The organism is Hassallia byssoidea VB512170, assembly GCF_000817785.2.
Lineage (GTDB): Bacteria > Cyanobacteriota > Cyanobacteriia > Cyanobacteriales > Nostocaceae > Hassallia > Hassallia carrinoi.
Window position 1 is genome coordinate 102,409 of the sequence record NZ_JTCM02000006.1, and the last position, 19,469, is coordinate 121,877.

13 protein-coding genes are annotated in these 19,469 nt (G+C 41.5%); 8 read left to right on the plus strand and 5 right to left on the minus strand.

Annotation, left to right across the window (positions count from 1 at the left end; translation table 11 throughout):
- Positions 1–126 precede the first annotated feature (126 nt).
- From PI95_RS05010 to PI95_RS35590, 6 genes are all read left to right on the plus strand, one after another.
- Positions 127–3,651 carry a WD40 domain-containing protein gene (locus PI95_RS05010; protein ID WP_039743792.1) on the plus strand — a complete coding sequence of 1,175 codons (3,525 nt, stop codon included), beginning with the start codon at positions 127–129 and terminating at the stop codon, positions 3,649–3,651.
- Positions 3,652–3,774: 123 nt separating this feature from the next.
- The gene (locus tag PI95_RS05015) at positions 3,775–5,166 is read left to right on the plus strand and encodes a DICT sensory domain-containing protein (RefSeq protein ID WP_039743794.1); all 1,392 of its coding nucleotides are present in this window, start codon (positions 3,775–3,777) and stop codon (positions 5,164–5,166) included.
- A gap of 240 nt (positions 5,167–5,406) precedes the next feature.
- Entirely contained in the window at positions 5,407–6,045 is a 639-nt protein-coding gene (locus PI95_RS05020) for a pentapeptide repeat-containing protein (protein WP_039743796.1), read from the plus strand.
- A 68-nt stretch (positions 6,046–6,113) separates the two neighbouring features.
- Complete coding sequence (locus PI95_RS05025) at positions 6,114–6,344, plus strand: hypothetical protein (protein WP_039743798.1); 231 nt, start codon at positions 6,114–6,116, stop codon at positions 6,342–6,344.
- Positions 6,344–6,745, plus strand: a complete 402-nt coding sequence (locus PI95_RS05030) for a type II toxin-antitoxin system VapC family toxin (protein WP_039743800.1) — start codon at positions 6,344–6,346, stop codon at positions 6,743–6,745. The genes PI95_RS05025 and PI95_RS05030 overlap by 1 nt, the downstream gene beginning before the upstream one ends.
- Positions 6,746–6,916: 171 nt before the next feature.
- A complete protein-coding gene (locus PI95_RS35590) occupies positions 6,917–7,054 on the plus strand; it encodes a hypothetical protein (RefSeq protein WP_236116936.1) in 138 nt (45 codons plus the stop codon).
- Positions 7,055–7,237: 183 nt separating this feature from the next.
- Here the strand turns inward: PI95_RS35590 and PI95_RS05035 are convergent, their stop codons facing one another.
- Positions 7,238–10,006, minus strand: coding sequence for a DUF4114 domain-containing protein (locus tag PI95_RS05035; RefSeq protein ID WP_039743802.1), 2,769 nt, complete (start codon positions 10,004–10,006; stop codon positions 7,238–7,240).
- A gap of 845 nt (positions 10,007–10,851) precedes the next feature.
- Here PI95_RS05035 and PI95_RS37700 point away from each other — a divergent pair.
- Complete coding sequence (locus tag PI95_RS37700) at positions 10,852–11,016, plus strand: DUF8639 family protein (protein WP_507236756.1); 165 nt, start codon at positions 10,852–10,854, stop codon at positions 11,014–11,016.
- A 217-nt stretch (positions 11,017–11,233) separates the two neighbouring features.
- On the opposite strand, the gene PI95_RS37425 is transcribed toward PI95_RS37700, so the two are convergent.
- From PI95_RS37425 to mgtE, 4 genes are all read right to left on the minus strand, one after another.
- Positions 11,234–12,082: an ArsR/SmtB family transcription factor gene (locus tag PI95_RS37425; protein ID WP_039743804.1), complete on the minus strand. Its 849-nt coding sequence runs from the start codon at positions 12,080–12,082 to the stop codon at positions 11,234–11,236.
- A gap of 4 nt (positions 12,083–12,086) precedes the next feature.
- Positions 12,087–12,248 (minus strand): hypothetical protein, encoded by a 162-nt coding sequence (locus tag PI95_RS05045; RefSeq protein ID WP_163518623.1) that lies wholly within the window; start codon positions 12,246–12,248, stop codon positions 12,087–12,089.
- A gap of 52 nt (positions 12,249–12,300) precedes the next feature.
- Positions 12,301–13,488, minus strand: coding sequence for an aspartate carbamoyltransferase catalytic subunit (locus tag PI95_RS35605; protein ID WP_039743808.1), 1,188 nt, complete (start codon positions 13,486–13,488; stop codon positions 12,301–12,303).
- A gap of 323 nt (positions 13,489–13,811) precedes the next feature.
- Positions 13,812–15,170 carry a magnesium transporter gene (mgtE, locus tag PI95_RS05055; RefSeq protein ID WP_039743809.1) on the minus strand — a complete coding sequence of 453 codons (1,359 nt, stop codon included), beginning with the start codon at positions 15,168–15,170 and terminating at the stop codon, positions 13,812–13,814.
- 1,079 nt (positions 15,171–16,249) lie between these two features.
- Here mgtE and PI95_RS05060 point away from each other — a divergent pair.
- Entirely contained in the window at positions 16,250–19,468 is a 3,219-nt protein-coding gene (locus PI95_RS05060) for a glycoside hydrolase family 15 protein (protein WP_039743811.1), read from the plus strand.
- Position 19,469 lies beyond the last annotated feature (1 nt).

The window sequence follows — 19,469 nt, forward strand, 5'->3', positions numbered from 1 at the left end:
CTTGAATTTTTCTAGATCGGTTTTGGATCAACGAGGGTGATCTGAAAAATCAACTTTTTGCGTAAATAGTAAACTCGGTGGTGATAGGTTATATATATATCGCTGCAAAAGCCCAGATTTGCCATTATGTCTACTCTCAAAGCATCTTTATGGGGTATAGCTAGAATTAAACAAGCAAGAAAAGAAAAGGGTTGGACAATTGACGATCCGAGATGGCTTGAGGAAGCAAGTAAAATTTTAGGTACAGATTGGCAAGAAGAAGGTTTTTTTGCTGAAGGGATTTCTCAAGGAACTTGGAAACGCTTTTTAGCAGGAAAACTACCAATTAATTCCGCAGCTTTTAAAGCTTATTGCTTAATTCTTGGACTCAACTGGAATGAGATTGTTGAGCGAAATATACACCAAGATTGGGGTGAGGCATCAGATGTATCTATTTTCTACGGTCGTACTCAAGAAGCGCATCTTTTAGAGCAGTGGATTATAGATGAAAACTGCCGTTTGGTAGTACTTTTAGGTATGGGTGGCATAGGTAAAACTGCTCTTGCTGCTAAACTGGGACAGCAATTTCAACATGAATTTGAGTATATAATTTGGCGAAGTCTCCGTAATGCTCCGGTAGTGTCAGAAATATTGACAGAAATGATTCAATTTCTCTCAGACCAACAGGAAATAGACTTGCCAAGGAACTTAGACGGTAAAATCTTACGGTTAATAAATTACTTGCGTTTACGTCGCTGTTTGTTAGTGTTAGATAATGCTGAGGCAGTACTTAAAAGTGGCGATCGCACTGGTAGCTATCGAGAAGGATATTCTGGTTACGGTCAGTTAGTGCGATGTATTGCAGAAACATCTCACAAAAGTTGTTTAATCCTAACTTCTCGTGAGAAACCGAAAGGATTAGCAAAATTAGAAGGTGAAATACCCGTTCGCTGCTTGCAATTAACTGGTTTACCCACAGAAGTAGGCAGAGAAATTTTCTTTACTAAAGGTTCTTTTATTGGTTTAGAAGAAGAATGGCAAGTTTTAATTGACCATTATGCCGGAAATCCCTTGGCATTAAAGATTGTGGCTGCGGCAATTAGAGATTTTTTTGAGAGTAATATTTCCGAATTCTTACGATTTTTAAATCAAGGTACATTCATTTTTGATGATATCCGCGATTTATTAGATAGACAATTTCATCGATTGAGCAAATTAGAACAAGATATCATGTATTGGATCTGCATTAATAGAGAGCCAATAACTTTGACTAAATTGCAAGATGATTTTATTGCCAATCTACCGCATTCGGAAATTATACAGGCGATCGCATCTTTACAACGGCGATCGTTGATTGAAAAAAATGGCGCTGAATTTACCCAGCAGCCTGTCGTCATGGAGTACATGACCACTCAATTAATTGAGCGTATTTGCCAAGAAATTACTGACACCAAAATTGAATTATTTAAAAGTCATGCTTTGATTCAAGCAACCGCTAAAGATTATATCCGAGATAGCCAAATTTTCCTGATATTGCAACCATTAATTGAAAAATTACTCGCTAGCTTCGGTGATGCCAAAAATATTGAAAGCTGTTTCAAACAACTTCTAGCAAAACTGAGAAATGAATCGTCTATAGAAACAGGATATATTAGCGGGAATATCATTAATATTCTGCGTCAATTAAAAATAGATTTAAATAATTATGACTTTTCCCATCTCAGAGTTTGGCAAGCGAATCTAGAAAATATCAAATTGCATAATGTCAATTTTGCTTATTCAGACTTAACCAAATCCGTTTTTTCGGAAATTTTGGTTAACGTGATGTCTGTAGCCTTTAGTCCCGATGGTAAACTGTTAGCTACAGGTTGTGCCGATGCTAACATTCGCTTGTGGCAAGTGCAAACAGGCAAACATCTTCTTACCTTTGAAGGACACACCAATCAAATATTTTCAGTCGCTTTTAGTCCTCAAGGTAACATCCTTGCTAGCGGTAGTGTTGACTCTTTAGTGAAACTTTGGGATATTACCACAGGCAAAGAAATCAGAACTTGCACCGGACACGATTTGGGAGTGTCTTCAGTAGACTTTAGTCCGGATGGGTCAATTTTAGCTAGCGGTGGTTTAGATAACATAGTAAAGCTTTGGGATGTCAGTACAGGTCTTTGCCGATATACTTGTCAAGGACATAGCAATCAGGTATTTTCCCTAGCTTTCAGCTTTGATGGCAAACAAGTTGGAAGTGGCAGTTTAGATAGCACTATCAAGCTTTGGGATATTACCACCGGCAAAGAAATTAGAACTTGCACCGGACACACTAACGCAGTATTTTCTGTAGCTTTCAGTCCTGATAGTCAACAGGTCGCAAGTGGCAGTTTAGACACTACTATCAAGCTTTGGGATATTACCACAGGCAAAGAAATTAGAACTTGCACCGGACACACTAACGGAGTCTTTTCTGTAGCTTTTAGTCCTGATGGTAGAACGTTAGTTAGTGGCAGTGCGGACAAAACAGTGAGGTTGTGGGATGTCAGCACCAGTACTTGCTTGAAAACTTGCACCGGACACATTAATAGTATTCACTCAGTCGCTTTCAGCCCAGATGGACACACAGTAGCTAGTGGCAGCATCGACCAAACGATGAGGTTATGGTCTATTGATAGCGGCATCTGCCTGAGAACCTCTAGCGGATATTGTAATATAATATATTCTTTGTCCTTCAGTCCAGAGGAGCTAAAATTAGTTAGCGGTAGTTCCGACCAAGCAGTAAGGCTGTGGGATGTCAATATCGGTGAATGCCTGAATACTTTGTCCGGTCATAGTTCTCAAGTATTTTCCGTGGCATTCAGTTATGACGGCAAAACCGTGGCAAGTGGAAGTTTTGACGCTTCTGTGAAGCTATGGGATGTCAACAAGTGCGAATGTTTGCATACTTTCCAAGGACATACTAACTGGGTGCATTCAGTAGCATTCAGTCCCGATAACAAAACCTTAGCTAGTGGCAGTTTTGACAGTTCAATTAAGCTTTGGGATATCAGCAGTGGTCTAGAGTTGAAAACTCTTTTGGGACACAGCGGAGGAGTGTTTTCAGTAGCATTCAGCCCTGATGGTAACAACTTAGTCAGCGGTAGTATAGATACCTCAGTCAAACTTTGGAATGTCAAAAACGGCTTAGAGGTTATGACGTTTAATGGACACAGCAATTATGTCTTCTCAGTCGCATGTAGTCCGGATGGTCATACTCTGGCAAGTGGCAGTGCCGAAACTACAGTCAGGCTGTGGGATATCATTACAGGAAAATGCCTGAGAATTTGCTTGGGACATACCAACTGGGTAACTTCCGTTGCCTTCAGTCCCTGTGGAAAATTCTTAGTTAGTGGCAGTGCAGACCATACAATTAAGCTGTGGGATGTGACTACAGGTGAATGCTTGTACACTTACCACGAACATACTCATGTAGTATCTTCAGTCATCTTTAGTCCTCAAGGCAAAACACTTGCCAGCGGTTCCCAAGACCAGACAATAAAACTATGGGATATCAAAACAGGCAAATGCCTCAAAACCTTGAGTACTCCTAGACTTTACGAAGGTATGAACATCACAAAGGCTTATGGTTTAACATCAGCACAAAAAGCTTCTTTGATAACTCTCGGCGCGTCGGCTGAATTTTAGTATTAGATATTACCACTTTCCGATATAGCATAATTCATACCTTAAACAGTAAACTAAATATTCATAAGCGCTAATTTCAAATTTCTTAATCAACGCTGTTTGCGGTTCGTTTCACTAAACTCCATGTTAGAAGGCTCAATACTCCAACAATTAGAAACTGCCCACCGTCACACTACTAGACCAATTCGCTTTGGGGTGTATTATAAAAATACGCTGGTGTCACTGTGTCATGCTCTCGAAGACCACATTTTAAGCGATGACACTAAACCTTTAGTAATTACAGCCTTCCAACAGGGAAAATGGTATTTGCAAGAAGCCGATCGCTATGCAGATATTGCCAATAAATCCCGCCAAATCGTCATCATGGCTGCCCCAGATGCAGGTTTTGCCGAACATCCCACCAGCGAACTTGACAATGTAGACTTACTAGCGTTAGATACTAGCGATCCAGTTGCCCAAGAATGGCATTTAATTATTCTCTCACCAAAATACACAGCGATGGTACTTTGTCAAGAGCTATCTGAAGCTGATTATGGGACGGCAGGAATACCTACATCTGACTTAGAGCGGAAATTTTATGGGTTGTGGACATTTGAGCCAGAGTTAGTGCATCAAACAGCAGAAATAGCGATCGCCCACATCGAACCATACAATTTAGAATTAGCGAACAAACTCAAAGCACATAAACAGACAATTCAGCCTAGCCTTGCGACACCAGAAAACTTGAGTGCAGTAGTCTCGCGTGTGGTAGATTATCTTCAGACTGGGCAAGAGAATTTATCTACACCCACAGCGCCAAATAAACAAATTTTGGATCGCAACTTGGTTTCCAACGAAATCCAAGCATTTTTGCGGATGGCACAACTGATGGATATGGCTGATGTCAAGAATCCAATGGCAGCAGCAGAAGTAGTAGTGCTTTGTGAGGCGATCGCTCAAGTATTGGATCTTCCCGCATGGCAAGTGAAAAGATTGCGCCTTGCCGGTTTGCTGCATCGCATAGATCCATTACAAAAAGCAGAAAGCATTCTCACACCCGGTACATCTACACGTTACCACGAAGAAGCACCTAGCAGTCGTTTAAGTTGTCCTTTAGTACCAGGAGCGCAGGTATTGCGAACTATGCCACGACTGCGAGCAGTAGCACAAATCATTACTCATCAAAGCGAATGGTGGGATGGTACAGGTGAACCAGCCAGCTTATCTGGCGATGAAATTCCTTTAGAATCGCGGATTTTAGCGTTGGTAGCAAACTTTCAGTGTCGAGTCAACCAGAAACAAGCATCTCAATTGACTCGCGAAGAAATATTTGCTCAAGCTTTAGAAGAGTGCAGACAGCAACAATCGACGCGCTTTGACCCTAAACTAATAGATACCCTAGCTTTGTTAGTTATGGGCTTGCAACAAGGAATCGAATTACCTTTGATGACACCTAAAGTTAGTGCTGGTATGTGGTTACTTGATGCGAGACTAGATAGCGAAATGAAAACTGCGGTTATGAAAAATGAATATTGAACCATTTTATATTTGTAACCGACACCCTAGAAGGGTGTGGCTACACGTACAAAGGCTGCCTCCGCAGCCTTGGTTCATCGTATAGTAACCGACACCCTAGAAGGGTACGGCTACATATACAAAGGCTGACTCCGCAGCCTTAACAGTCCTAGCCTGCGGAGGCAGGCTTCGTTAGTATAGCCCCACCCTTCTAGGGTGAGGGCGTGTGCGTATATTTACCAGCTTGATATAACTTAACTTATGAATATTGAAGCATTGCGATCGGGAAAACTCAAACAACTTCCAGGGGCAGATTTAGAAGACGAGGAACTTACTAGATTAGATTTAAGCCGCATCAATCTTGCTGGCGCCAACCTTGTCGGCACAAATTTGGCTAATTCTAAACTCGAAGGTGGGCATTTAGAGGGAGCTAACTTAATGGGAGCCATCCTTGTGCAAACTGACTTGCGAGCGAATTTGATGGGAGCAAACTTGATGCAAGCAGATTTGACGGGTGCTGATTTGCGCGGTAGCAACTTGCGCGGTGCTAATTTGATGGGAGCCGCACTCAGCGACGTTTCTTTAGCGGGTGCTTTCTTAAGTGGTAGCAATTTGATGAATGTCAACTTGCAAGGTGTTGACTTGCGCGGTGCTGATTTAAGAGGTGCGAACCTCACCGGCGCAAATCTTAAAGGTGCAGACTTAAGCCGCGCAGATTTGCAAGGTGCGTTGTTGAGTCAAGCAAATCTAGAAGAAGCTGACTTGCGCTCTGCGAATTTAGCGGGAGCGAATTTAACAGGAGCAAACTTGCTGTGTGCTGAGTTAGACGGGGCAAATTTAAGCGGAGTTAATCTCGATAGAGCTTGTTTGGTAGGAACAGTGATTGAGAAAAGTTCTTGAAGCCTCCAAGAAGTGCAGTAGCCCTTTCCACTGCTAGAATTTTCAATAAGTGAAGTAGGAAAAAAGTTGTGAGTCTACAGGAAGTTCTCAACCTAGCAAAGCAGCTTTCAGTGGTGGATAAAGTGCGCTTAATTCAGCAAATTGCTCCTGATATAGAACACGAGTTAATGGATAATCCGCCACAAGAGCGTAAATCTTTGTGGGGTTTATGTAGTGATTTGGGGCAAGCACCTTCCGCATCTGAAATTGATGTAATTCGGACTGAAGAATGGGCTAACTTTCCAAGGGATGACATTTAATGCTGCGTGCTGTAGTGGATACCCATGCAATAATATGGTACATTTTTGGCGATCGCCGACTTTCAATAACTGCTCAGAATGCAATCGCTGAAATAGCATCTGATGGCAATCAAGTCGCTTTCTCCTCCATTACCTTGGCAGAGATTGTCTACTTGAGTGAAAAAGGACGAATTTCACCACTGACGCTTGAACGTCTGCTTGCAGCTGTTGACACAACCGATGCTGTTTTGGTTGAAGTTCCGTTTAATCGTGATATAGCCAATGCTTTACGCTTAGTTACTCGTACAGAAGTTCCAGATTTACCCGATCGCATTATCGCCGCTACAGCTTTGCATTTAAAAGTGCCACTGATTAGTCGGGACAGTAAAATTCAACTATCGAGCGTCAATACTATTTGGTAATTAGGGCTTACGCATTGTACAAATTTATTATCTTGTGCATTCATGAAAATACGTCTCTACAGCCGATATGTTGTGCGTGAGTACTGATAGTTCGATTACTAGGGTGTTGGAAAAAACAACGGGAATTACCGCGCCACGCAGCGATTTAGCCGCCATGCGAAATCCGATACGGTGATAAAATATGACGATAATCGCTCCTATGTTGCAAAAGGCAATGACGGATATACTTGCGGATTTGGTGTGAGGTGGGATGGTGGGGAAGTGCGATCGCTGTTAACCAAGGGTATAGTGAGAATAACAATGCTGTAGACAGTTTTTAACTCCTATCTTCTGATCATTGAAAACTGCTTTCACTTACTGATTAAAAAGGTGGGCGATTCGGTGATGTAAAAGAATGTCTTGGCACTAAGATTCTGGTTCGATACGTTAGGTGGTGCGAGATAGGTAAAGCACAACCCAACATACTGCTACACACTAATTATAAGCACTTACCTAAACAATACTAAAGTTAATTTCTGGCAGATAAATATAAGGACTAAACCTCTGGAATGGGTCAAACTTATCGCTAAATGGTACGGTAAATGGTGGATCGGGAAAGCCGAATTCACCTAGCGAAATCTCAGTATCAAAGCCAGGAATCCATTTCGGATCAAAAGAGCCTTCAAGTTTGCCTGTAAAGTTGAGTTGGGAAATAAATTCAGTGATAGGTCGAACTTTTGGAATAACTTTGAATGTTTCTCCTGCACGATAGTTACTCGGAATCTGTACTTCTATTTCTTTTTCTTCACCTATAGGGACTTGCAATTCATCTCCAGTTTTATCTTCGTCAAAATCAATCTCAAATCCTTTTATGTCCAATGTTGATGCTTGGTTAATATTTAGTCCAGCATCAATTGAAATTCCTGCTGCTTCGAGTGCCTCTTCAACAACTTTTATAATGGGAATCAAGGCGGCTCCGCCTCCAGTTAGAGCAACTCCCACATTGGCGGCAAGAGCAAAGAATTTAACAATATCGAAAGATTGAAAAGCATCATCTTCAGCAAATAGTTGATTTTCTTCTATATAATTGTCCGTCGCGCCTAATCCCAAATCAAAGCTAATTGGTGATTTAGCAAGTTGACTCAATTCAGGAATAGCATCAAACTCACGACCAAATTCTAACTTCAATGGTATCGGAAGAGGAACCACGGGATCATTAAGCTCCGCCTTGAGTTTGGCAAGACCAAGAAGAGACAAACCTATATCTGTACTCAATGTCGCATCTTCTAATACTGATTTAAATTTAATAGTTGCCGTTGAACCAGAACTGACTGCATCAACATAGCTAATATCAAATACGGATGGAAGCTTAACGTCAAAGTTTCCATTACTGAGGAACGCTTGCACTTTCCAGTCAAAGGTAGAAGATAAATTACCAACTCCAACAGGATATTTTTCCAACAAGTTAATACTATCTCCCAAATTTAAGCTCGGATTATTTACCTGTCCTTTACCGCCTAAGTCCTGGTCTATCAAATTGAACAATACTTTTTTTGAAAAGCTCCTTTCAGTCGGTGGGGTTGGAGGTTCTATAATGGGCGGCTTTATCAGATCTGGCAGAGGCGGCGTAACTACGGGTGGTTTCGGAACCATAGCTTTCTTCTCCCAAGACAGATTGAATCTAGCATCTCCACGTTCTTCATAGTAGATAAAGTACAACTCATAATTACCTTGCAACGTCGCTTCTGTCTTCCAAGGAGAACCATAAGCTTGCTGCCACTTGTCTTTAGATGTCAGGTATGTTGGTTCGTCCGTACCTTTTTTCTTAACGAAGACTTGGAATCCATCATCCCCCGACGCTTGGAAGTTATAGGTTCCACCATCAAACGTGGCTTCTGTGTAAGCAGCGATCGCAAAATTATCATTGAGTAGTTTATCGTCACCTTTTGGAGAACCAGCACCCCAATCAAAGTTAATACCTTTCTTGCCGTCACCACGAGTATTTTCACCAAGATTGAGAGTGGCAAATAGATTATTACTGTTGCTGGAGAAATCTAACGATGGTGTACCATTTCCATCCCACCAGTACAAATCAGAACGCCACTCATTAGCTACGTTAGCTGATTCTTGATATTGTGCAGGAATCGGCAAGTTGTCACCAACAGAGATGCTATTCAAGTCTTTATCGTCAAGAGTTTTAATGGCATCCTTTTTGAATCCCATTTCCTGAAAAATACCAGGGTTGGGAATCAAGCGTCTGCTGCTTGATTGAATTAAGTAAACCTTTTCATCACTACCTTTAACTAAATCTCCGTCTTGAAATGAGGGCGGTTTAATTGTATTATCAGGCGGTTTTATTCGGTTGTCCGGTGGTATAGGTCTTCCTATTTTATCGTTGCTATCAGGCGGTGTTGGGTTCCACTCTGATATCTTTTTACCTACATCCGCAGAACGCCAATCATGATTTTTGTCAATTAAATTGTCCAACAAGGGTGCATCACCAATAGCCCCTTCCATATAAAAAACGAAGTCGTTGAAGTCGTTATCGCTTGTCCCGTCTTGTCGCAAATCTTCCATTGCAAAGATACGACCGGAACCGTTGATATCTCTAAATTGTGCAAATTGCGAAGCTGCAAGCGGATTATTTGGTGCTAAAGAAAAAAGAGGGTGTTTGTCACCCTCTATATCAGGATTATTTAATAGTTCCTGCACCTTACCATTGGGAACTTGCATGATGCCAAACTGGTCTCCTGGGCGCATTGCAAAATTCTTGAGTCCCCGATATTCCCCAAGGTTATGATTTGCATCCCATTTCAAATTTCCACTAAAACGCGCCGCCTCGTCCGAATCAGAAATTACCACATGACCTAATAATGAATCTGAGAGCGATCGCCTGACTGCCTCTTGGATAAAGCCAGTGGAGCCGAGCTGATATTGCCCCATCCCCTCTAAACTAAAGATGGCTAATTCTCCTTCATAAGCACCACCATCAAACAAGTAGTCAAAACTTACCTTGCCAGTGCTACCTACCGTGTACCAGCCAGAGGTAAACGGAGCATTTGAACTTGTTACGCTATTTACAGGGAACTGAGTTTCTAAGTTTGCACTTTCTATTACAGGGGAACTACTAGAGCCTTTAAAGTAGTTATTGATATTTAGAGCATTTGCGTAGTCTGTGGAAACCTGGAGGCTAGAATTTGAAGCGCTTAATGAATCTATACCTAAAGAATTACTTATGTTGTTAAACAAGTCTGAAGAATTACCTGAGTTTGCAAATGCCATCGTGGTATATTCCTGTGTGAGGATGTCTAACTTAGTATTTTGAAGTGTGCGAATACTTAAGTGATACCTCTTAAGGAGGATTTAGTAATTTAGGTGACATATAAAGAAAAATATACACATATAAATAATTTGCTAAGTGACATATAACAGTATTAATAGTGATGTATATATAAAAGTGTTGTGATTTAGGTAACTGCTTTTTTCTAAATTTTACTTGTTGGTCAGTTAGAATTTATCTCACCTTGTTTACTGCGATCGCTCTTTGGGGCGATCGCGCTCCTGGTTGATTGCCTGTGCTAATGCGAGTAAATTGAAATAGTCCATAATTCGGTAATTGCTTACAAATTTAATGGTAAACGCCTTACTAGGGAAGCAATCCGGCGGTTGGTTTCAAGGCTGTGTAAGGCATCGAGTATCACTAAACAAATCAAGCGCACCGGGTACGGCATAGTTCAATTACGACGGTGCTGGATAAGAATAATGGGAATTACCGGGCGACGCAACGATTCAGCCGTCATGCTAAACCGGACACCGTTATGAAATACGATGATAATCGCTTTTATGTAGTACTCATCAGATGAAGGATATATTGGCAGAGAGGAGTGTGAGGTGGAAAACTTGAGCTTTCCGATGTCAACCCCATACTCCCAGAACGTTGGAGCCAATTTATCAAGAGTGATAATTCGCTATATTTCTTAAGAGCGCAATGTTGCTTAATATATGGATAAGACACTTATAGACGAATGGACGTTCGGTGTGCAATAGAATTATTAGATTGTGCCTCACCGCAAAACGCTTCTAACTGACGAGTCTAATGTAAACCGCATTCATATTCCTCCACCCTTATGACTGTAAAACCCCAGACCGAAAAAGACTTTTTTACTGCAAGCACTAGTATAAATATCAATCAAGAAACAGAAAACGAAAAAGTTCTATGTTCTCATTGTCAGCGCACAGCTACGAACGGGATTAAATGTAAAGGAATTTGTGTGGCTGACAATGACTATTAAGCTATGAATTTTAAACAGTTGTCTCAAGCACTGCTAACGCAACCCTTGCCGGACGCATCCAAATTCTTGCTCATCCACAACAACGTGAATACTATTTGGTGAGGATAAATACTCACAACGCCATTGATATCACCCCATCATAATTAGCTTATTTCGGAATGGGAAAAAGTAGTTGTAGGCGTTTCCACAAGTACTGAGGTGAAAACGCCCCATAATCCTAAGTCAAAGCGCTTCGCAGTCGTTGTTCCAAAGAAATCAAATCTACGCCAAGATTTTCTAGAACTTTAACAGCTGCGCCTCCTCCTTCTTTGAGAATTCCTAACAGTAAATGTTCTGTACCAACGTAGTTAACATTAAGTTGTCGCGACTGTTCTACTGACAGTTCTAATGCCTGTTTTGCCCTTGGTGTGAAAGGAATATCTAAAGGTGTATTACCTTTACCTCTGCCGATAATTTTTTCTACTTCTATTTGAGCATTTTCTAAGTTCACTCCCACTGAAGTGAGAAACTGTGCGGCAAAACCGCTTCCTTCGCCAACCAATCCCAGCAAAATTTGTTCTGTACCGACATATTGATGTCCCAAACGCCTCGATTCACCTTGGGCAATATTCATGGCTATAATTGCTTTTTGGGTGAATCTTTCATAACCTTTAAGGTGAAATCTGCCAGACTTAAACCCAGAAAGCTGTTCAAAGATAGATTCAAAAAATTTTTCAATCATATTGCCTTCCTGTTTTGACATATTGCTAATCGGTTGAATAATGCGATCGCCTTTCGCTTTTCCTGTAGTTAAAAAAGACAATAAATCCTCCATCGTCTCAGCATTCGCTGAATACCACAGAAATTGCTTATCTTTTCGGCAATTAACTAATCCCTCAATTCGCAGCTTCTCCAAATGGTGCGATAGCGTCGAGTTGGGAATCTTCAGCTTTTGGTGAATCTCTCCTACAGTCATTCCCTCTGGATAAGTTGCAAACAGCAACCGCATTATTTCCAGACGAGGTTCCGACCCTAGTGCAGCAAATATATCTGCATAACGAGCCGTGTCTTGATTATATTTAACCATATTTCTAGAATAACCGAAATAAATAAAATGTCAACACTAATATTTTGGGAATGGGGAGTGGGGAGTGGGGAATGGGGAAAGGGGGAGAGTTCTTGGGATGGGGAGACAAGGAAGACAAGGGAGACAAGGGAGACAAGGAAGACGAAAAGACAAACTCCCCTACCACCTACCCCCTGCCCCCTGCCCCCTGCCCCCTGCCCCCTGCCCCCTGCCTCCCACTAACTCCTCCCACTACCAATCAAATACAATAACGCCATGCGAACGGCAACACCGCTGGTAACTTGAGCCTGAATCAGGCTGAATTCTGGGTCATCCATTAAGTCAGAGCTAATTTCGACACCTCGGTTAACGGGACCGGGATGCAGAACTTTAACATGGGGTTGACATAATTGCAACTTTGTACGTGTAATGCCAAACATTTGATGATATTCGCGCAAACTCGGCAATAAATGAGCTGTCATGCGTTCCTTTTGCAAGCGCAACGTCATGACAAAATCAGCATCTTTTAAAGCGGGTTCTAATTGCCAATGTATAAATAGGTTGCGATTGGGGAGTGGGGAGTGGGGAGTGGGGAGTGGGGAATGGGGAGTGGGGAGTGGAGGAGTGGAGGAGTGGAGGAGTGGAGGAGTGGGGGAGAGAGTATTAAATTTTGAATTCTCCTTTTCCCCTTGTCTCCCCCTCTCCCCATCCCCCCCTCTCCCCCTCTCCCCTGGTCCCCCTCTCCCCTGGTCCTCTTCCCCTACTTCATCATCGCTGACATAATCGGCAAATAATTGAGGTAATAAAGTCGGTGGTGCTGCTAGATGGACTTGGGCGCCACTTGCGGTTAAACTCCAGATATTCGATCGCGCGACACGAGAATGTAGAATATCGCCAACAATGGCAATCTTTTTATTCTTCAACAATTCGAGTCGGGGATTTTCTGGGTCAATCAGAGTACAGATGGTAAATAAGTCAAGTAGTGCTTGAGAAGGATGTTCGTGTTGACCATCACCAGCATTGAGGACACTAACTTTAACACCTAAACGATCCATTTCAGCAGCGATCGCATTCGGTACTCCGGCTTCGCGATGGCGAATCACCATAATATCAGTTCCCATCGCCAAATAAGTCTTCGCTGTATCGAGAATTGTCTCTCCCTTGGTGATAGAAGAAGTTGCTGAGGCAAAATTCAGCGTATCTGCACTTAAGCGTTTTGCTGCTAGTTCAAAACTACTGCGAGTGCGGGTAGACGCTTCAAAAAATAAATTCGCTACCACTTGTCCTTGTAAAGAAGGCACCTTCTTCGTCCGTCGCGATAATACCTCCTGAAAACTGGCAGCAGTTTGTAAAACCGTATCGTATTCAGCTAGAGTGAAGTCCGCGAGTGTGAGAACGTGATGATGATTCCAAGTAGTAGTAGGCATATATACTTTTCCTGATTCAGCGTCAAAAGGCGATCGCTTCTCTACAATTTTTTAATTTACACAAATGAGCAAATGATACCACCTGTTTCTATTGAAAATTGATACTGACTAAATCTAATCGCTAGCTGATATCAAGTTGATTGTGTCATAACCCTTTGCATGGAAAAATCTAAATCAACACAATAATCTGTATTTTGAATAAGTGTGAAAATGAATCGTGTTTTTTTACCAGGTTTTTGATAATGCTAATAACTTTTTTTTCGGTTGAATTGCTAATAGGAGGAGGACTAAAGTCCTCACTACGATTAGCAATTTTTTTTCGGTTATTTTGGTAAATGGAAAACATTTAAAGCTACGGAAATCAGCGATAGGAAAGTTAAAAAGCCGATTGTATCGAGCATTGTTGTTACTAATGGACCGCTGATTAAGGCTGGATCGAGCTTCAACCGTTTCAAAGCCATTGGTAGCAAAGTTCCCAAAGCGACAGCAACAATTGTATTGCTTGCCATCACCATTCCGGCAATTAGCGCCACCCAGCGCTCTTGTGGACGTGCCCAAATTAATGAAAGCAACATCATAGTTGTGGCTAAAGCTAAAGCCGTACCTAAGCCTGCTAAAAGCTCTTTGCGGAGAATTTTTAAGGTATCTTTTGGCGTGACTTCACCTACACCCAAGCTGCGGATTGTTACGGTTAATGCTTGAATTCCCACAGTACCACCAGTGTTGGAGAATAGCGGCATAATTACGGCAAGCACTGGCACCATTGATATTGTAGATTGAAACGGGGCGATCGCACTCGATGCACCGATATATAACAGCATAATTCCCAATAGCCACGGTAAGCGCTTGCCAATAGTAACTAAAGGAGACGAGAAAGCAGCTTCATCACCACTCGCACCGGCTAATTTTTGAAAGTCTTCTGTAGCTTCTTCTTCTAAAATATCGATTACATCATCAATCGTGACAATGCCGACTAATCGTTGTTCCCTATCTACTACGGGTATAGCGATTAAATCGTAGCGCTTCATAACTTGCGCGACTTCTTCTTGGGGAGTTTCTGTTCTGACTTTGACGACGCGATCGCTAGAAATTTCCCGAATATAAACATCAGGGAAAGTAAACAGCAACTGACGCAAAGAAACAACACTTACCAAGGTGCGGTTATCGTCTGTGACGTAAGCGTAGTAAATTGTCTCTTTATCTTCGTCTTGACGCCGAATTTTACTCAAAGCTTCCCCGACAGTCAAACCTTGACGCAACCGGACATATTCGGTTGTCATCAACCGTCCAGCGGTACCTTCTGGATAGCCGAGAATTGTCGCTGTAGCTTGTCGTTCTTCGGGACTAAGTTCTTGTAAAAGCCGTTTAATTACTTTTGCCGGCAATTCGTCGAATAATTCTGCGCGTTCATCCGGACTCATCGCTTCGACAATTTGCGCTACTTGCACATCATGCAGGGAATTTATCAGTTCTTCCTGTACATCTAGGGGCAGATATTCAAATACATCAATTGCTTGAGATTTGTTGAGTAAGCGGAAAGCGATCGCTCGCTGTTTTTTCGGTAGTTGTGCAATATATTCCCCGACATCAACCGGCTGTGAATGATTCAAATTTGATTTCAACTGATTCAAGTCAGCAACATCAACGTCAACAAGTGAATTGCGAACATCGTGTATAAGCATGATAAATACCTCCAAATGTCTCCCCCGCGCTGGGAGAACTCACCAGCTAGAGGAGGTTGATACTGCCATCTTGTGGACTGTGGTCCATAAAATCTCAAAAATAGTTCCATCGATATCCAATCGGGCATCGCTAAGTCATAATACTAACCCGGAAACTGGTTATCCGGTAGATGCTAAAATTCCGTGTGGTCAATCTGCTTTTTTTCCACACTATCAAAGTAAAATGCCCTGATTTTTATTGACTTTGTGTTGATTTTACTACTGCGAGCATTTGTGTCAAGCACCTAGACGAATTAAATTTCAAACTTCACAGAGTAATAATCTTGACAATACCAAAAGTAGCCTTTATTTTGCAACAAAAGCATCACTTGTGTAATCATACCTAAGATGGGAGGTTATTCTACCGCTTTGATTAAAAACACGCTCTCACTCGGTATGATACTCTTATCAGCAAAACAGTACTTTAGACGGTTTCTTTGTTACCCGCCATTGAAAGGTGCTGTGAAAGTGATATAATCTCGATCTTCGCAATCCGCTGTGCGTTAGCGTTCGCGTAGCGTCTCGTTCGCGCAGCGTCTCCCTTTGGGAGAAGAGAAGCTCGCCGTTCGCGGAGCGTCTCCGCGATTGAGAAGGCATCGCTTCTATGACGAATTTAATTTGGCGATCGTCAAAGCGAAAAACTACCTTGAGGTCAAGACATAATTAAAAATTCATGCGGACATAATTTATAATTCGCGCATTATGTTTCAAGTTAGGTCTAAATCCCCATTTGAAACAAAAATGCTTATAGTCGGCACCGGGTACAAACCCTCTTTAATTATGAATTATGAATTAATAATTATCAGTTACGTTGATGTTTGGCATGATTATTTCTTATTCTCTGTAACTATCAAAAGAATTTTCCAGATAAGTATAAACTAAAACTAGTAGTGATGAAGATTTGAAAAAAATTACAATTTCCACTATAGTTCACTAATAAGTTAAAAACCAGAAACCTCAGGCAGAAGTTGTTCTGGTATTTATAATAATATTCACATCGCCACTAAATCGAATTTCCACTCTCTGCGAAGAATCTAATTATGAAAACAATTACTGAATTGCTATCTCGTCTTGATTATTACTATGAGCAAATCAAGACAATTATCTTAGTGCGTCAAAATGCAATTACTGGGTTGCTTCCAGCGAGTACGGCAATAACCGCTCACGGAGATTATACTGATGCTTGGGTGCGAGATAATGTATACAGTATTCTCGCAGTTTGGGGTTTAGGACTTGCTTATCGCAAAGTCGATGAAGACAACGGACGCACTTATGAGTTAGAACACAGCGTTGTCAAACTGATGCGCGGGTTGTTGTTCGCCATGATGCGACAATCACAGAAAGTAGAGCAATTTAAACACACTCAGTCGCCATTAGATGCGTTACACGCCAAATACAATACCGCGACAGGGGATATTGTTGTCGGCGATGACGAATGGGGACATTTACAACTTGATGCAACATCAATATTTATATTGATGTTAGCACAAATGACCGCTTCCGGATTGCAGATTATTTTTACGATTGATGAAGTGAATTTCGTCCAAAATTTAGTTTACTATATAGGACGAGCTTACCGCACTCCAGATTATGGCATTTGGGAACGTGGAAATAAAATTAATCGTGGAAGCGCGGAATTAAATGCTAGTTCTATCGGCATGGCAAAAGCGGCTTTAGAAGCGATTAATGGAGTCGATTTATTTGGTGTGCGTGGTAGTCAAGCATCGGTGATTCATGCGTTGCCCGATGAAATTGCTCGCGCTCGAATTACGTTAGAATCATTATTGCCGAGAGAATCAAGCTCAAAAGAAATTGATGCGGCACTGTTGAGTGTAATTAGCTTTCCGGCGTTTGCAGTGGAAGATGTGGAGTTACGCGATCGCACTTTTAATGATATCATCAATAAACTCGAAGGAAAATACGGTTGCAAACGCTTTTTACGCGATGGACACCAAACCGTTTTAGAAGATAGTCATCGCTTGCATTACGAACCTTGGGAACTCAAACAATTTGAGCATATTGAGTGTGAATGGCCCTTATTTTTCACTTATTTACTTTTAGATGGATTATTTCGCGGCGATAAAGAACAAGTTAACAAATATCAAGCAAGTTTAGAAGGATTACTTTTTAAACGTGATGATTTGCTGTTATTACCAGAACTTTATTATGTTCCCGAAGAGAATGTAGAAGCCGAAAGATTAACACCGCAAAGTCAGCCACGCTTACCTAACGAAAATATTCCCTTAGTATGGGCGCAGAGTTTATATTTTCTCGGTGAAATGTTAAGTGAGGGTTTATTAGCCGTTGGCGATATTGACCCGTTGGGAAGACATTTATGTATAGGAAAAGAACGTAAAGCTTTAGTACAAATAGCTTTGCTAGCAGAAGATGAAGAATTACAGGCAAAGCTAGAAGTTTTCGGAATTGAAACACAAACACCCACGCAAGTAGAACCGATTCAAGTTAGAGAAGCTGTCGATTTAATCACCATTTATAAACAAATTGGACGTTGTGAGAAACTGGGTTTAACCGGACGCCCACCACGCAGTCCGCGCAGTTTGACAACATCGAGAATTTTCCGCTTTGGAAACGAGACAGTTGTATTTTTACCTTCATTTTTAGATTCGGAACAGTTCTATTTAACTCTCGATTATCATTTTTTGGTAGACCAACTCAGAAACGAACTTAATTACATCCAAAAATATTGGAATGATTTAGGACGTCCGACTTTAACTTTGATGTTGACTCACACCATGTTGGAAACAGGTTCAGAAGCTTTGCTAGAACTGATGCAAGAATTGAAAGATGGTGTTTGTCAAGGTGTGCGCGTCAAATTAGGACGATTAAATCAGTTGATGTTGACAGCATCGATAGAAAGAATTGATTTAGTCAAAGAAGAGGAATTTTTCCAAGCAGCAGTAAAAAATGCCGGGTTGCGTTGTTGTTATTTAGCTTATAATCCAGAGAAAAACTGGCATTTAGGACATACCCAAGAATTTCAAGTGGAGTGTCAAACTAACTTGGGATTGTTGCTTTCATCGTTGCGATCGTCAGAAAATCTTTACGAGCAAATAGAGTTATTGCAGACTTTAACTCGTTTGCAAGGATTAAAATTTGACACCGGCTTTGGCGGACCTGGGCGTACTGTCAGCGTAGCAGATTTACTTGACGAAGTATACACCAGAGCCGGAGAAATGGGGATTTGGGGGATAGTGCGTCGCGCTGCGGGTTTGCAGAAGATGACGTATATTGCTCTGTCAGACGTGGTAACGAGTATTTTGGTCAGGGGTAAGCAAATCGCTGTTGGTAAGGCTTATAGCGAAGCCTCGCTGATAACGGTGCCATTATCTCACAACGAAATAGTCGAGAAAATAAATCACTTCTGTCGTGAGGATATAAGCGATCGCGTTCTCACTCAAGAAATTCTCATATATCTGAGTTTGTTAATCAAGTCAGAACCCGAACTATTTAAAGGACTGCTGACATTAAGAGTCGGTTATTACATTTTGTTGCTAACTAGCGAAATTGCTGGAGAAATGCATCTTACTCAAGACGAAGCTTATGAAAAATTGATGGAACTTTCGCCTTTTGAAGTAAAAATGCGGTTGCAGAAAGTATTAACTGAATACGCCGGCATGAGTAACTTGTTACGCAAACAAGAATCACTGCACGTCAAACAAAAAGAAGCTGATATTGATTGGGTAGTACAACCCGCAGTAGAAGCCGAAATAGAAGCCCCAGTTGGTGGTTGGCGACGATTTCGCGAAGCTGAAGGTGCTACAGGACGCGTGCCAAAAGACTTTTTTAAACAAGTTTGGCTGGTAATGCATCATTGCAAAGGCTTGGTAATTGGCGATAAATTAGAACGTCGCAATCGTTTGGATAGTGAAGTCATGATATCGGAGATGACAGCTGGTGAAAAAAACTTTGCCTTGCTAGTCGAGCATTTATTAAATAAAATTGAGGCACCAGAATACCGGCAACTTAATATTGAAACATTAATGGAATTAGCGGCGATCGCTTCTAACAACCCAAGCTTACAAATTGAAGAATATATCGTGTTAGATGTGTTAATTGGTCATGCGGTGCGAGTCGCTTGGTTGGATGGACATAAAGAAAGAGGCGATCGTTATGATGAAGATAAAGGTAGTGCGTGGAGGTCTTTTTACAACACCTCTCCGAGAGAGTGCGCTAGTTATATCGTTAAAGCGTTCCGCTTCTTAACTGAATTTGCTGAAGTTGAAGAAACAGCAGCTTGAT